The sequence below is a fragment of the Erwinia sp. MYb416 genome, assembly GCF_037479575.1.
GTDB classification, from domain to species: domain Bacteria; phylum Pseudomonadota; class Gammaproteobacteria; order Enterobacterales; family Enterobacteriaceae; genus Erwinia; species Erwinia rhapontici.
Window position 1 is genome coordinate 1685556 of sequence record NZ_JBBGYT010000438.1, and the last position, 14439, is coordinate 1699994.

The 14439-nt window shown below is 55.0% G+C and carries 15 protein-coding genes; 13 read left to right on the plus strand and 2 right to left on the minus strand.

The window, feature by feature from the left end:
* The first annotated feature begins 106 nt into the window (after positions 1 to 106).
* From WH277_RS17575 to licT, 3 genes are all read left to right on the plus strand, one after another.
* Positions 107 to 1723: an ABC transporter substrate-binding protein gene (locus tag WH277_RS17575; protein WP_133845012.1), complete on the plus strand. Its 1617-nt coding sequence runs from the start codon at positions 107 to 109 to the stop codon at positions 1721 to 1723.
* Between the two features lie 198 nt (positions 1724 to 1921).
* Positions 1922 to 2245, plus strand: coding sequence for a hypothetical protein (locus tag WH277_RS17580; RefSeq protein WP_212814453.1), 324 nt, complete (start codon positions 1922 to 1924; stop codon positions 2243 to 2245).
* Positions 2246 to 2417: 172 nt separating this feature from the next.
* Positions 2418 to 3281, plus strand: a complete 864-nt coding sequence (gene licT / locus WH277_RS17585; RefSeq protein ID WP_133845010.1) for a BglG family transcription antiterminator LicT — start codon at positions 2418 to 2420, stop codon at positions 3279 to 3281.
* 65 nt (positions 3282 to 3346) lie between these two features.
* Here the strand turns inward: licT and WH277_RS17590 are convergent, their stop codons facing one another.
* On the minus strand, positions 3347 to 4531 hold the full coding sequence (locus WH277_RS17590; RefSeq protein ID WP_133845009.1) for a sugar transporter: 1185 nt from the start codon (positions 4529 to 4531) through the stop codon (positions 3347 to 3349).
* Positions 4532 to 4807: 276 nt separating this feature from the next.
* Between WH277_RS17590 and glsB the strand changes: the two genes are divergently transcribed.
* Together glsB and WH277_RS17600 are read left to right on the plus strand one after the other, a co-directional pair.
* On the plus strand, positions 4808 to 5731 hold the full coding sequence (gene glsB / locus WH277_RS17595; protein ID WP_133845007.1) for a glutaminase B: 924 nt from the start codon (positions 4808 to 4810) through the stop codon (positions 5729 to 5731).
* A 154-nt stretch (positions 5732 to 5885) separates the two neighbouring features.
* The gene (locus WH277_RS17600) at positions 5886 to 6062 is read left to right on the plus strand and encodes a hypothetical protein (RefSeq protein ID WP_159337159.1); all 177 of its coding nucleotides are present in this window, start codon (positions 5886 to 5888) and stop codon (positions 6060 to 6062) included.
* Positions 6063 to 6156: 94 nt separating this feature from the next.
* On the opposite strand, the gene WH277_RS17605 is transcribed toward WH277_RS17600, so the two are convergent.
* Positions 6157 to 7575 (minus strand): MFS transporter, encoded by a 1419-nt coding sequence (locus WH277_RS17605; RefSeq protein WP_159337158.1) that lies wholly within the window; start codon positions 7573 to 7575, stop codon positions 6157 to 6159.
* 117 nt (positions 7576 to 7692) lie between these two features.
* Here WH277_RS17605 and WH277_RS17610 point away from each other — a divergent pair, with 117 nt between their 5' ends.
* The 8 genes from WH277_RS17610 to WH277_RS17645 all read left to right on the plus strand — a co-directional run bounded on the left by WH277_RS17610 (position 7693) and on the right by WH277_RS17645 (position 14375).
* Positions 7693 to 8547 carry a helix-turn-helix transcriptional regulator gene (locus tag WH277_RS17610; protein WP_212814304.1) on the plus strand — a complete coding sequence of 285 codons (855 nt, stop codon included), beginning with the start codon at positions 7693 to 7695 and terminating at the stop codon, positions 8545 to 8547.
* 62 nt (positions 8548 to 8609) lie between these two features.
* Positions 8610 to 9485, plus strand: a complete 876-nt coding sequence (locus WH277_RS17615; RefSeq protein WP_339506073.1) for an NAD(P)-dependent oxidoreductase — start codon at positions 8610 to 8612, stop codon at positions 9483 to 9485.
* A gap of 206 nt (positions 9486 to 9691) precedes the next feature.
* A complete protein-coding gene (locus tag WH277_RS17620; RefSeq protein WP_133845000.1) occupies positions 9692 to 10147 on the plus strand; it encodes an RrF2 family transcriptional regulator in 456 nt (151 codons plus the stop codon).
* Between the two features lie 240 nt (positions 10148 to 10387).
* Positions 10388 to 10732, plus strand: coding sequence for a helix-turn-helix domain-containing protein (locus WH277_RS17625; RefSeq protein ID WP_133844997.1), 345 nt, complete (start codon positions 10388 to 10390; stop codon positions 10730 to 10732).
* A gap of 332 nt (positions 10733 to 11064) precedes the next feature.
* Positions 11065 to 12105 (plus strand): isopenicillin N synthase family dioxygenase, encoded by a 1041-nt coding sequence (locus WH277_RS17630; protein ID WP_339506078.1) that lies wholly within the window; start codon positions 11065 to 11067, stop codon positions 12103 to 12105.
* A 14-nt stretch (positions 12106 to 12119) separates the two neighbouring features.
* Positions 12120 to 12926 carry a MetQ/NlpA family ABC transporter substrate-binding protein gene (locus WH277_RS17635; protein ID WP_133844993.1) on the plus strand — a complete coding sequence of 269 codons (807 nt, stop codon included), beginning with the start codon at positions 12120 to 12122 and terminating at the stop codon, positions 12924 to 12926.
* Position 12927: 1 nt separating this feature from the next.
* Positions 12928 to 13719 carry a methionine ABC transporter ATP-binding protein gene (locus WH277_RS17640; protein ID WP_133844991.1) on the plus strand — a complete coding sequence of 264 codons (792 nt, stop codon included), beginning with the start codon at positions 12928 to 12930 and terminating at the stop codon, positions 13717 to 13719.
* Between the two features lie 23 nt (positions 13720 to 13742).
* Positions 13743 to 14375, plus strand: coding sequence for a methionine ABC transporter permease (locus WH277_RS17645; protein WP_167864770.1), 633 nt, complete (start codon positions 13743 to 13745; stop codon positions 14373 to 14375).
* Positions 14376 to 14439: the final 64 nt, after the last annotated feature.

Here is a 14439-nt window from a genome sequence, read left to right on the forward strand (position 1 = left end):
CCGCTGCGGTTCATCATAAAAACACTGTTTCGCAGCGTGCAATTTGCGTTAGAGTGCCAGCAGTACAAAAACACCCGCCGTTTCGCTGACAGGTAAGGATATCTCTATGAGGACATCATCATCTTTTGCGCTGGCTGCTTTAGCGCTATGTATCAGCTCAACTTTGCACGCTGCCGACGTTCCGGCAGGGACTCAACTGGCCGCACGACAGGAAATTGTCCGTCATATTAAAGATGAACCGGCCTCGCTGGACCCGGTGAAAGCGGTCGGCTTACCTGAAATTCCGGTGATCCGCGATCTGTTTGAGGGGCTGACCAATCAGGATGCCAGCGGGAAAATCATTCCCGGCGTGGCGACGGCCTGGCAGACCAATGATAATAAAACCTGGATTTTCACGCTAAGAAAAGATGCCCGCTGGTCAAATGGTGACACTGTCACAGCGGCGGATTTTGTTTACAGCTGGCAGCGCCTGGTTGATCCAAAAAACACCTCAACCTTCGCCTGGTTTGCTGAGCTGGCCGGGATTGAAAATGCGGGTGCGATTGTTAAAGGTGAGATGAGCCCGGATAAACTGGGCGTCAGTGCCATTGATGCCACCCATCTGAAAGTCACACTCGATAAACCGGTACCTTATTTTGTCAGCCTGACGGCCAACTTCAGCCTGTTCCCGGTGCCGCAAAAGGTGATTGCACAATATGGCGATCAGTGGACGCGTGCGGGCAATCTGGTCGGTAACGGGGCGTATCAGCTAAACAACCGGGTGGTGAATGAGAAGGTCGAGCTGGTGCGTAATCCGCACTACTGGGATGATGCACATTCGGTGCTTACCAAGGTCACCTTTGTACCGATCAGTGAAGAGTCCAGCGCGACCAAACGTTACCGCGCCGGGGATATCGATATTACCGAGTCCTTCCCGAAAGAGCTTTACGGGCTGCTGAAGAAAGAGATCCCTGCAGAGGTCTACACACCTGACCAGCTCGGCACCTATTATTATGCATTCAACACCCAGAAGGGCCCGACGGCCGATGTTCGCGTGCGTCAGGCGCTCTCCTGGTCCATCGACCGTAAAGTCATTGCGGAGAAAGTGCTGGGCACGGGCGAAAAACCCGCCTGGCATTTTACGCCGGATGTCACGGCAGGTTTTACCCCGAAAGCCAGCTTTATGCAGCAGCACAGTCAGGCAGAACTTAACGCGCAGGCCAAAGCACTGCTCGCGGCGGCAGGTTATGGTCCCACGCATCCGCTCAATTTGACGCTGTTGTATAACACCTCGGAAACACACAAGAAGATCGCCATTGCCGTGGCCTCCATGTGGAAGAAAAACCTTGGGGTCAATGTGAAGCTGCAAAACCAGGAGTGGAAGACTTACATTGATAACCGTAACAGCGGGAATTTCGATGTTATCCGCGCTTCCTGGGTGGGGGATTACAACGAGCCTTCGACGTTCCTCAGCCTGCTGACCTCAACGCATAGCGGTAATATCGCCCGCTTTAAAAGCAGCGAATATGATGCGGTGCTGGCGCAGGCCAGTCGTCAGACCAATGACAAAGCGCGTAACGACGACTACAACCGTGCTGAACAGATGATCGCCGGGCAGGCTCCGATTGCGCCGATCTATCAGTACACCAATGGTCGGTTGATTAAGCCTTATGTGAAGGGGTATCCCATCACCAATCCGGAAGATGTTGCTTACAGTCGTACACTGTATATTTTGAAGCACTGATAGATAGCGAGCGCCACGTCGTCTTAAGGTCCAGGTCAAGGGCGTTGACGTTGACCCGGACCTTGACTTGGCCCTAACCCTGGCCACGCCCCTAACACAACCAATACCCACGAAAAGCAGCAGTTAACGCTGCTGCTTCCGCTATTGAATCGCGCACGTTATGTGCACAATGATGCCATTCTGTCCGAAACGGTAATGATGATGAAACTGACCCCTCTGCTGGTACTCTCTCTGCTACTCAGTGGCTGCGCTTTGAAGCAATATCCTGATTCTCCCCCGGTCAGTGCCGTGCAGGCCGATCAGCTGGATTGCCTGGGCGTACAGCAGCAACTTGCTGAACAACAAAAGGTCCAGCAGGATATCGATAAAACAGGGGAGTTTGACGCGTTGACGGTGGTCGGTGCCGCCATGGACTTCGGTATTGGCAACGGTATTGCGAAACATCAGGCGCAGAAGCAGGCGACAGAGCGCGAAGAACAGTTACAACAGCTGGCCGCAGCGAAGTGTTCACGCGCCAGTTAAGACACAAATCGTAACAAACCGGGAGATCTGTCACAGATTGGCAGCCTGGTACTTGAGACGCGCGTATAATCCCTTATCGTGTTCATCACTGGATTGTTACTGCATTTATGCAGGCAAAACCTGACCGCTGGAGCATATCCGGCTGTCAGGTTTTTTTGTTTCAGGCAGGGAAATGAAAATAGCAAAAGTTCTGAATAATAATGTAGTCATCGTTCATGACGAACAGGGTAATGAACAGGTGGTGATGGGGCGCGGGCTGGCGTTTAAAAAACGCAGTGGCGACGAGCTGGACCCAACGCTGGTCGAAAAAACCTTTGCCCTGAAAAGTCGGGAGCTGACCGGGCGCCTGAGCGAACTCTTGTCCGAAATTCCGCTGGAAGTGGTGATTGCCAGCGAATGCATTATCGCGCTGGCACGTGAGCAGTTGTCGTGTGCGCTGCACGAAAGCCTGGCGATTGCACTGACCGACCACGTCAATTTTGCGTTGACCCGTCATCAGCAGAATTTGCCGATCCGTAATGTGTTGCAGTGGGAAATTCGCAGTCTTTATCCGAAAGAGTATGCGGTCGGGCTGGCGGCACTGGATATTATAGAAAAGCGCTTAAAGGCGCGCTTACCTGAAGATGAGGCGGGGTTTATTGCCCTGCACCTGGTCAATGCCCAGCTGGGCAGCGAGATGCCTGCGGTGATGCATATCACCAAATTTATGCAGGAAATCCTGCATATTGTTAAGTATCAGCTGCAGCTGGATTACCAGACCGACTCGCTGAGTTACAACCGTTTTGTGACCCACCTGAAATTCTTTTCTCAGCGTATGCTGGGGAAACGCGGTGTCTATAGCGACGATGAATCGCTGCATGACGTGGTGCGCGACCGTTATCCTGATGCGTATAAGTGCGTGGAGAAAATTGACCGTCATGTGATGAAAAATTACGAATATACGCTGGGCAGTGAGGAGCGGATGTTTTTGACGATTCACATCGAGCGGGTCAGAAAAGAGACGCTGGCGTTGGGGGAGAGCCAGGACGAGGCGTGATGTTTTTCGTTTGAGCGTGATGCAGTCAGGAGCGGGCATGAACACCCGATCCTGACCGCCACCGGTCAACCGTTGAGGCGCAACTGCGGATAACGCTTCATGCTGATGGCACACCACAACAGCGAAAGCATCCCGATGGCACCGCCGACGTAGCCGACACTTGCCATATTCAGGTGGAGACTCACCTGATTTCCCAGTAGCGCACCCGCACCGATACCAATATTGTAGATCCCGGACAGCAGCGACATCGCCACATCGGTCGCATCCGGTGCCAGGGCCAGCACGCGCACCTGCACGGCCAGACCAATCACCATCATCGCCATGCCCCAGACAATACACAGCGTGGAAATCGCCAGCGTGTGGGTGGCAGACACATACAGTGACAGCATCGACAGCGTAATTAATGCAATCGCGCCGAGCAAAAAGGTTGCCGGATATTTATTGCCGTAAATGCTGAACAGAATACTTCCCACAATGCCCGCTGCGCCGAAAATTAACAGCAGGAACGTGGTGAAACCGCCGCTCAGTGACGCCACACTCTGAATAAACGGCTCAATATAACTGTACGCGGTGTAGTGCGCCGTTACTGTTACTGCAATCAGAAGATACAGTGCGACCAGCGCCGGGCGGCGAAACAGCATAGGAACGCTTTTCAACGATCCGGTATGTTCACTTGGCAGCTTCGGTAACAGTTTGACCAGCAGCAGCATAGTCACCAGCGCCACCACACCAATCACCGCAAACGTGATGCGCCAGCCCAGCAACTGGCCAATCATACGGCCAATCGGCAAGCCCAGAACCATTGCCAGCGCGGTGCCCGTGGCCAGCATACTCAGTGCCTGGGTCTTTTTCCCCGGAGGGGCCACACGGATCGCCAGTGAAGCGGTAATGGACCAAAAAATCGCATGTGAAAAGGCAATACCAATGCGGGAGGCCACCAGGGTCGTGAAGTCCCACGCCACCGAGGAGAGAGCATGGCTGGCAATAAACAGCACAAAGATCACAATCAACAACAGGCGACGCTCGACATTACGCGTCAGCAACATCATTGGCAGTGACATCAGCGCCACCACCCACGCGTAAATCGTGAGCATCAGGCCGACCTGCGCCGTCTGCATGGAAAAACTGCTACCGATATCTGACAGCAGGCCCACCGGAACAAACTCCGTGGTATTGAAAATAAACGCAGCAATAGCGAGCATGACCACGCGTAGCCATGCGGTCTTACGGGAAACAGTAGTTGATTGCATTGAAGTTAGCGATGTGTTGAAGGAATGTTAACCCGAAAGAACAGGTCAAAGAATAACGTGGGGATATTGTCTTTTATTTATTCGCCAGATGAAATAAAAAAATCAATAAAATTGTAAATCAGAATTTTTATATAAGCCGGGGTTATGACGAGCGCTTATTTCCCTGTGTAAAAGTGTCTGAACGTTTATCTGCATCAATGTTTGACGCCAATGCGGCCAGGCCGCAGAATCGCGCAGTAATTCAACTCATCAGGCAGCAGCAGAGGAAAGGTATACGTGAGCGTTCTGGATAATGCATTGTTGACGGACATCCTGCAGCAGGTCAGGCCATTAATTGGTCAGGGAAAGGTGGCTGACTACATTCCGGCTCTGGCCGAGGTGCCTGCCGACCGTCTGGGTATTGCGGTCTGCATGCTTGACGGCACCGTCTATCAGGCGGGCGATGCGCAGGAGCGTTTCTCCATCCAGTCGATCTCCAAAGTGCTGTCACTGACGCTGGCGCTGACGCGCTATCAGGACAGTGAAATCTGGCAGCGGGTCGGCAAAGAACCCTCCGGCCAGCCGTTTAACTCGCTGTTGCAGCTCGAGTTGGAGCAGGGTAAACCACGAAATCCGTTTATCAATGCCGGCGCGCTGGTCGTGTGTGACATGCTGGAAACCCGCCTTACCGCGCCGCGCCAGCGTATGCTGGAGGTGGTCAGAAGCCTGACCCAGGAGCCGGACATTGCCTATGATCGCTATGTGGCGCGTTCGGAGTATGACCATTCCGCGCGCAATGCCGCTATTGCCTGGCTGATGAAGTCTTTCGGTAATTTCGACAATGATGTACCGAAGGTACTGCAAACCTATTTTCATTACTGCTCAATGACGCTGAGCTGTGTCGAACTGGCGCGCTGCTTCCTTTATCTTGCTAACCACGGCAAAGGTCTGGGGCAGGAGGAACCGCTGCTGACGCCGAAACAGACGCGACAGATCAATGCGTTAATGGTCACCAGTGGTATGTATGATGGCGCGGGCGAATTCGCCTGGCGCGTTGGCATGCCGGGTAAATCGGGCGTCGGTGGAGGTATTGTTGCGGTGGTGCCGGGGGAAATGAGCATCGCCGTCTGGTCGCCGGAGCTGGATGGTTCAGGCAACTCGCTGGCCGGAACAGCCGCGCTGGAGCTGCTGGCGGAGCGTATTGGCCGGTCGATATTTTGATGCCGGATCCGGTCTACTTCAACAGCGATTAATCACATAGCGTAATCAATGATTGATCGTGGTCAACGACCGGTTTAGCATGAATTGCTAATATTTTGCGCAGCGAAATAATACGACGTTCCACACAGCAATCCATGAACCTGAGAGGATAGGTATGACTATTCAGGCACGGCAGTTAACGCTTAATCATCAATTGCGCCAGTTTGGCGCGCTGGTCAAACTGGCTATGATCCGTTCCACGCCACAGAGTGTCGAAGTCTGGACCATGAGCGGCAATCGTCTGCGTTTCAGACCGACTCAGCAGGTTGAGGCCCAGTTCGTCGCATGTTAAGCCCCGCTTTGTGAAGATCGCCCGACACCGCGGTAACGGTGGGGTCGGGCTCCTGACCCTCATTCGATTTGTGCGTGTTAATAGTGCTGCCGTTTCAGCTCGTCTGGGCTGCCATTCTGCGCCGTGACATCAACGTCCGCACCACCAGTAACAGCATAATCAGCCACTCCGCTGCCAGCGCAGTCAGCACCGCATGCTGGTAATGACCCTGCATGTGCAGCGCCTGACTGAACACGGTGCCCAGTAGCATCGGCCCCAGACCGAACGCCGCCTGCTGCACTGTCGACAGCATCGCACTGCCTGCACCAGCATGATCTTTCGATACCTCAGCCAGACCAATGCGGAAGAAACAGCTGACGATAAACGATTGCCCAAAGCCAACCAGTATCGTCGCCGGGATCAGGCTTCTCACCCCAATCTGCGGCCAGTCCATGTTGAACGTCAGCATCAGCGCAAGCAGTCCTGTCATCTGCACCAGACAGCCGATCAGCAGCGTGTTGACTTTGCCCAGCCGCTCGACAATCCGCGTCGACAGTAATGAACCGATAAAGTAGGCCACGCCGAGAGCAATAAAGGCATTACCTGACTGGAAGGCGTTCAGACCCAGTCCCGATTGCAGCGTCAGTGCCACCACAAACATGAAGCCACTCCAGCAGGAGAAAAACAGCACGGCAATCGATAAGCCGAAACGCACGCTGTACAACCGCATCAGCGCTGGCGGCAGCAGTGGGGCGCCGCCCTGTTGTTCAATGCGCTCTTCTACCTGCCACAGGCGTTTCAGGAGCAGGGGGAAAGCAGCGAGCAGGGCAATACAGGGCCACGACCAGTGCAGTAGCGGGCCTAACGCCAGGGCGACCAGCAGACAGCCAATACTTCCGGCCAGATACAGCGTTCCAGCCCAGTCGATGGCTACGCGCTGCGGCTTTTTCGTTTCAGGAATGGTGCGGGGTGCCATCAGTAAAACCAGCAGGCAGATGGGAATATTAATCAGAAACACACTGCGCCAGCCGTAACCGCCGGGATTGGCGTTAATCAGAAAACCACCCAAAACCTGACCAATGATAAAGGCCATGCCGCCAATGCCGCCGTACAAACCGAGCGCACGCGAATGTTCGCGCCCGTGCAACGTAACATGCAGGGTCGCTAAGATCTGCGGCACGACCAGCGCTGCACCAATCCCCTGTAGAGCGCGTGCCAGTAATAATGTCCACACATCCGGTGTGATGCCGCACAGCAGGGAAGCGATGGCAAACACCACGACGCCGATGCAGAAGATGCGGCGGCGGCCAAAGTTATCGCCGAGCCGGCTTCCCATCGCCAGGCTGACGGCAAAGGCGATGCCGTAGATCGCGACGATCAGTTCCAGTTGGATAGGGCTGGCGTGCAGCGTGGTGGACATGGCATCGAGCGCCACATTGACAATAGAAAAATCAATCATCGGTAACAGCTGACCCGCTAACAGCACTATCAAACCGCTGTGGCCGAGAGTGGTGGAATCAAAACCGCTTTTCATGATGCGTAACCCTTGTGTTAATCAGTATCCGGGCATAGCATCAGTGAAATCTTAAACGGGTACCAGTTCTTGATTATCATAGTACCTGCACTACCTGCCTGAGTGGAGTGCCCCCCAATGAGTGAGATTCCGCTGTCGTTGAGCAGCAGTGAAAAAAACCGTCAGCTGCTGGCCACATTTTTACGCAGTCGTCGTGAAAGCATTGATCCGGCGCGGCTGGGAATGCCGCACCATCGCTCACGTCGCACCCCGGGCTTACGCCGTGAAGAGGTGGCTCAGCTGGCGGACGTGGGCGTGACCTGGTACACCTGGCTTGAGCAGGGGCGTGAGATAAAACCCTCGCCGAAAACCCTGGCCGCAATTGCCACTGCGTTACAGTGTAACGAAGCCGAGACGCAGCACCTATACCGGCTGGCCGGGCATCCCATGCCGGCCACTGCGGCAGCGAAAACCTGTGCCAAGGTCTCGGCGCATGGGCAGATCCTCCTCGACCACCTCAACCCACTACCGGCCATTATCCAGACGCCGCGCTTCGATATTCTCGGTTACAACCCGGCATGGTGCCGCCTGATGAATGTCGACCTGGAGAGCATCGCGCCAGAAGACCGTAATTGTATTCTGCTGGCCTTCACCCATCCGCAATGGCGGCAGGCGGTTGCCGATCAGGAACAGCTGATGCCGCATATGGTGGCGCTGTTTCGTACTCAAATGGGAGAACACCTCGACGACCCGCGTTGGCAGGAATTACTGGAACGCCTGTTGTCCGAATCCGAGGAATTTCGCGCCATGTGGCAGCGCTACGAGATCCGCGCCATCGACAATCATGTAAAGCGCTTTTACCATCCGGATGTGGGCATTATCACGCTGCGGCAGAATAACTGGTGGTCTGCACCGCGCAACGGCGACCGTCTGTTGGTGTACATTCCCAACGATGAACAGAGCGCGGCAGCACTCAAAAAAATTACCGATTGACTCTCTCAAGGCTCAGGTATTCCTGAGTCAATCATGAAACAGGACAAGGACAGGAAGTGACTATGAATCAATACCCTTCGGTCGCGGTACTCGGACTGGGCGCTATGGGCCACGCTTTTGCGGCTAATCTGCTGAAAAAATCATTTCACGTTTCCGGCTGGAACCGCACGCGCGCACGTGGTGATGATCTGACGGCTGACGGGCTGGTGCTGTGTGATACCCCGGAACAGGCGGTGGCAGATGCGGAGGTGATCATCGTGATGCTTTCGGATGGTGCCACCACACTGAAGACCTGTGCGCAGATCCTGCCGGGGCTGAAACCGGGTGCGGTACTGTGCCAGATGGGTACCATCGGCGTTGACGCCACAAAGCAGCTGATTGACAGCATTCACCAACAGCGCCCGGATGTGGTGCTGCTGGATGCCCCGGTATCCGGGACCAAAGCCCCCGCAGAGCAGGCACAGATACTGGTGCTGGCCAGCGGCGATCGTCAGCGTGCTGCCGCCATTGAACCGGTGTTTGCAGCGATTTCCAAAGGCGCAAAATGGCTGGGTGAAGCGGGTGCGGGATCAAAAATGAAACTGGTGGCGAACGCCTGGCTGGTTTCCGTGATGCAGGGCGTGGCGGAGAGTACTCAGCTGGCGCAGCAATTTGGCTTCACCCCGGATGATTTCTGGCAGGTACTGGAGGGCGGCCCGCTGGCGGCACCCTATGTGAAAGGCAAGCTGGCGATGATCGCCGCAGGGGAATACCCGGCACAGATGCAGCTCACCTGGGCGCTGAAGGACGCAAGGCTGGCGCTGGATGCGGCGGGCGACCGACCGATGCCTGGGCTGCAAACCATTGCCACCCAGTGGCAGGGTGCCGTCGATGCGGGTTATGGCGATAAAGATCTGTCTGTGGTCTATCGTTACCTGCATGAGCAGCATAAAAAGTAATCTGACAGGCGGGCAGGGCGCCGTGTATAAATCCCTGCAAATCATCATGATATGGTCAATAGCCCATAGTGCTTAGCCGGGTGCTTCATAAATGTGTCAAAGTTTGTTATATTATTAAACTCATATGTTTTATATTTGACTGATTTTTAATGCTTTTATTGCAGTGATTCGTTTCCAGATGAACAGAAAAAAGCAAGGATCACATCATGCTTGATATTCGCTTTCCCACCGCATTACAAATGGTGTTATGTATCGCCAAGGCGGATGGCGAGGGGCAACGTTGCACCAGTAAAATTCTCGCCGATGGTTTAGATGCCAACCCGAGTTTTGTGCGCAAAATGATGGTGCCACTGACGCGTGACGGCATTATTATCTCGACGCTTGGCCGCTGCGGGACGATCCGTCTTGGACGCCCGGCCGATCGCATCACGCTGTGCGAAATTTATACGTCAGTAATTGAAGATAAACCGTTGATGGCAGGGCGCCCGGACGTTCCGGCGCTGTGCGTGGTCAGCGCAAATGCCTGCTGGTATTTCAAAGAACTGGCAAGAGAAGCCGAGCAGGCGTCTCTCGATGTCCTGGCTAAACGCACGGTCGCTGATGCGCTGCGTGACATCATGCAGCGCGACTGCATCAATCCGGATCAGCGCTGCGCCTCCTGAGCATCGTCTCAAGCCCCTGTACTCACCGCGTGCGGGGGACTTGTCTTTCTTAACTTATTTCTGAAAATCCACAATTGACGATCCCCGATCGCGTTAACGATCGCACTTAATGCAACAATAAAACTTGCATTAAATGGATGGCTGCCTTACCGTAATTAAATGCATTCGTGATAGTTGCTCTTTAGCATTCACCACCAACATTCATTTATAAATAGTGACCAATAAATCAGGGGATTTCCGATGAGCCATGATGATTTTATTAACGATCTCGTCAAGTGGATCGATACACACATTGAAGGGAAAATGGATTTAGACACCGTTTCTGCCCGTGCCGGTTACTCAAAATGGCACCTGCAACGTATGTTTAAACAGCACACCGGCCATGCGCTGGGCGAATATATTCGTGAACGCCGCCTGAAAAAATCCGCTGAACGTCTCGCAAGGGGCGGTGAGCCGATTCTGGACGTGGCCATCAGTTTTGGTTTTGATTCTCAGCAGTCATTTAACCGCAGCTTCAAACGTCAGTTCGGTCAGTCACCGGGCGCATGGCGTCGTCAGGTTCAGATTGCAGCCCACGCAGCCTGATAGCAGCATCCCCCTGACAGGTGAGCGGGCAACAGTTTGTCCGCTCACATGAGTCACTTTCGCGTAAGCTGCCCAGCCTTGTGCCCACTGCAAATACCGCCCAGTCCCCCCCCCCCCTCATTTCTGCCGCCACCTTCAGATGATCGTCGCTGACGAAAATAACAATCACGCATTCAGCATTGCAGATTGATGTTATCCATCTATGTATAAACCATTGCCAATATTGATATTTTACCGCCAGCTCAAAACACGGAATATTGTTCTTATAAGACAGCAATAAGGAGAAGGGCAGCGCCCTTCGCCGCGCGTCCTGAACCCGTTACGGAGCAACCATGACCCAGATCACCTCACTACCGATCCTCGACTTCTCGCAGCTGGATGGCAATGCCGAACAGCAGCAGGCGTTTTTACATAAACTCAGCCGCTCCGCGCGCGATGTCGGTTTTTTCTACCTGATCAATCACGGCGTTGATGCAGCACTGTCGGCGAAGGTACAGCAGTTGTCTCGTCAGTTTTTCGCCCTGTCGGACGACGACAAGCAGCAGGTATCGATGATCCACTCTCCGCATTTTCGCGGCTATAACCGCGCGGGATCGGAACTGACGCGCAGCCAGCCAGACTGGCGTGAACAGTTTGATATCGGTGCTGAACGCCCGGCGCTGGCGCTGCAATCGGGTGAAGCAGGCTGGAAGCGCCTGCAGGGACCGAACCTGTGGCCGGAAGCCCTGCCGGAACTGAAGCCCACGCTGCTGCACTGGCAGCAGGAGATGACCGCCATGTCTCAGCGACTGCTGCGCGCTTTCGCTCAGGCACTTGAGCTGGCCCCGGATGCCTTCGACCCGCTGTACGGCGAAAAACCTAACGAACATATCAAGTTGATCCGCTACCCCGGCCAGACGGCAGAAACCACCAGTCAGGGCGTGGGCGCACACAAAGATTCTGGCTTCCTCAGCTTCCTGTTGCAGGACCAGCAGCGCGGTTTACAGGTGGAAGTGGAGCCGGATCGCTGGGTGGATGCTCTGCCTTTGCAGGGGGCTTTTGTGGTCAATATCGGCGAACTGCTTGAGCTGGCCAGCAACGGCTATCTGCGCGCTACCGTCCACCGCGTGGAATCCCCGCCCAACGGGCAGGACCGTCTGTCGATTGCCTTTTTCCTTGGCGCACAGCTGGATGCCGTGGTGCCTGTTTTCACGCTGCCGGAAGAGATTGCCCGCCTGGCACAAGGCCCGGCGAGCGATCCGCTCAACCCGCTGCTGCGTGACGTCGGCTGGAACTATCTGAAAGGCCGGTTGCGCTCCCATCCGGATGTCGCAGCCCGCTGGTATCAGGAATTACAACAACAACAACAACAACAACCTCAACACACCGCTTAATGAAAGGAACTGCAATGATCAAACATGCTCCATTTTCTCTGGCAGGGATCGCGTTATCCATGACACTGGCTTTTTCAGCTCAGGCGGCGGAGGCGCTACGCATCGCGGCCGATGCCGTGCCGCACGCTGAAATTCTTAACTATGTGAAGAAAATTGACCCGTCACTCGATCTCAAAATTATTGAACTGACCAGCGGCGTCAACGCCAACGAACTGCTGGCGCATGGCGATGTCGATGCCAACTATTTCCAGCACGTGCCGTATCTGCGCGATCAGGAAAAAGCGCTGGGGCAGACCTTTACCGTGGCCGCCACGGTGCACATTGAGCCGCTCGGCATCTATTCACATAAAGTGAAAAACCTGAAAGACGTGCCGAACAAAGGGACGGTGGCGGTTCCGAACAACGTCACCAACCTGAGCCGTGCACTTTACCTGCTGCAAAGCGAGGGGCTGATCACCCTGAAACCGGGCTTCAACGATCCGGCAAAAAACCAGGCAACGCCGAAAGATATCGCGACTAACCCGAAAAACCTGAAAATTCTTGAAGTGGAGTCGCCACAGATCCCACGTTCGCTGGATGATGTCGATCTGGCGATCATCAACGGCAACTATGCGCTGGAAGCAGGGCTGAACCCGGCAAAAGACGCACTGGGCCTGGAAAGCGCCAAAAATAACCCATATGCCAATATCCTGGTCACCACACCCAAACTGGCTAATGATCCGCGCATCAAACAGCTGGCGAAAGATCTGGAGTCGAAGCAGGTCGCTGAGTTTATTCAGCAGACTTATAAAGGCTCTGTGATCCCGGTCGCAGGGAAATAATATGATTGATATCGAGAATGTCACCCGGCGCTACAGCCCAGACCAGCGCCCGGCGCTGGATAATGTCTCGCTGACCATCCCCGATGGTTCGATATTTGGCATTCTCGGCCGCAGCGGGGCGGGGAAAAGTACCCTGATCCGCTGTCTTAATCTGCTTGAACGCCCAGACGCCGGTCGGGTACTGGTCGATGGACAGGACATTACCCGCCTGAGCCAGGCCGCCTTGCGCCAGCAGCGGCAGCGCAGTGGGATGATTTTTCAGCATTTCAATCTGCTGCACTCGCGCAGCGTGGCGGGTAATGTGGCTGTACCGCTGGAAATTGCCGGGGTGAAAGCCTCACAGCGGCGGGTACGCGTGGCAGAGCTGCTGGATTTAGTCGGGTTGAGTGATAAAGCGAACGCCTTTCCTACTCAGCTTTCCGGTGGTCAGCAGCAGCGGGTCGGTATTGCGCGTGCGCTGGCTGCACAGCCGGGATATCTGCTCTGCGATGAAGCGACAAGCGCCCTCGACGTGGAGACCACGGCATCGGTGCTGGCGCTGTTACAGCAGATTAATCAGCAGTTTGGTCTGACCATCGTGATGATCACCCATCAGCTGGAGGTAGTGAAAGCGATTTGCGATCGTGCTGCGCTGCTGGAGGGCGGTAAGATCGTTGAGAGCGGGGCGCTGAGCACGCTCCTGCGTCAGCCGGACTCAGTACTGCGTAAAGCATTGCTGCACGATCCGCAGGCAGAACACCGTTTCCTGCAACGTCATGGCATCCACGGAGGTGACCTGTGCGCGGTAGCCTAGACCTGAATGAGCTGTGGGAACTGATGTCGGCGGCCACGCTGGAAACCCTGTATATGGTGGCGCTGGCCGGGCTGTTTACGTTTCTGATCGGCCTGCCGCTGGGTGTGCTGCTGAAGGTCGGGCGTCACGACGGTATTCTGCCGCTGCCGCGCCTGAATGCGCTGCTGGGTGCGGTGGTTAACGTCGGTCGTTCTCTGCCGTTTGTGGTGCTGCTGATTGCGCTGATCCCGCTGACGCGCATCATTGTCGGGACCACGCTGGGCAGCAGTGCGGCTGTCGTACCGATCACCATTGGTGCCATCCCGTTTTTTGCCCGCATCGTCGAAAACGCGCTGGATGAGGTCAATAAAGGACGGATTGAAGCCATCGTGTCAATGGGCGGTAGCGGCTGGCATGTGGTCAGCAAAGTCCTGTTGCCGGAAGCGTTACCCGCACTGCTTGCAGGCATGACGCTGACGCTGGTGATGCTGATTGGTTTCTCTTCGATGGCAGGCGTGATTGGCGGCGGCGGGTTAGGGGACCTGGCTATCCGCTACGGTTACCAGCGTTTTAATCAGCCAGTGATGATTGGCACCGTGGTCGTTTTGATCCTGCTGGTGCAGGCCGTACAGATGGTGGGCGATCGCCTGGTGCGACAGCTGGCTCATCGCCGTTAATTCAGCAAAATCTGGCGCCCGCATAGTATACTGTCTGAATTCGCTTCATTTTTTTCCTTCAGAC

Excerpts from the sequence above, each read along its gene's own strand:
- WH277_RS17575 (WP_133845012.1), top strand. The coding sequence starts at position 107 with ATGAGGACATCATCATCTTTTGCGCTGGCTGCTTTAGCGCTATGTATC.
- WH277_RS17580 (WP_212814453.1), top strand. The coding sequence starts at position 1,922 with ATGATGAAACTGACCCCTCTGCTGGTACTCTCTCTGCTACTCAGTGGC.
- licT (WP_133845010.1), top strand. The coding sequence starts at position 2,418 with ATGAAAATAGCAAAAGTTCTGAATAATAATGTAGTCATCGTTCATGAC.
- WH277_RS17590 (WP_133845009.1), bottom strand. The coding sequence starts at position 4,531 with ATGCAATCAACTACTGTTTCCCGTAAGACCGCATGGCTACGCGTGGTC.
- WH277_RS17600 (WP_159337159.1), top strand. The coding sequence starts at position 5,886 with ATGACTATTCAGGCACGGCAGTTAACGCTTAATCATCAATTGCGCCAG.
- WH277_RS17605 (WP_159337158.1), bottom strand. The coding sequence starts at position 7,575 with ATGAAAAGCGGTTTTGATTCCACCACTCTCGGCCACAGCGGTTTGATA.
- WH277_RS17610 (WP_212814304.1), top strand. The coding sequence starts at position 7,693 with ATGAGTGAGATTCCGCTGTCGTTGAGCAGCAGTGAAAAAAACCGTCAG.
- WH277_RS17615 (WP_339506073.1), top strand. The coding sequence starts at position 8,610 with ATGAATCAATACCCTTCGGTCGCGGTACTCGGACTGGGCGCTATGGGC.
- WH277_RS17620 (WP_133845000.1), top strand. The coding sequence starts at position 9,692 with ATGCTTGATATTCGCTTTCCCACCGCATTACAAATGGTGTTATGTATC.
- WH277_RS17625 (WP_133844997.1), top strand. The coding sequence starts at position 10,388 with ATGAGCCATGATGATTTTATTAACGATCTCGTCAAGTGGATCGATACA.
- WH277_RS17630 (WP_339506078.1), top strand. The coding sequence starts at position 11,065 with ATGACCCAGATCACCTCACTACCGATCCTCGACTTCTCGCAGCTGGAT.
- WH277_RS17635 (WP_133844993.1), top strand. The coding sequence starts at position 12,120 with ATGATCAAACATGCTCCATTTTCTCTGGCAGGGATCGCGTTATCCATG.
- WH277_RS17640 (WP_133844991.1), top strand. The coding sequence starts at position 12,928 with ATGATTGATATCGAGAATGTCACCCGGCGCTACAGCCCAGACCAGCGC.
- WH277_RS17645 (WP_167864770.1), top strand. The coding sequence starts at position 13,743 with ATGTCGGCGGCCACGCTGGAAACCCTGTATATGGTGGCGCTGGCCGGG.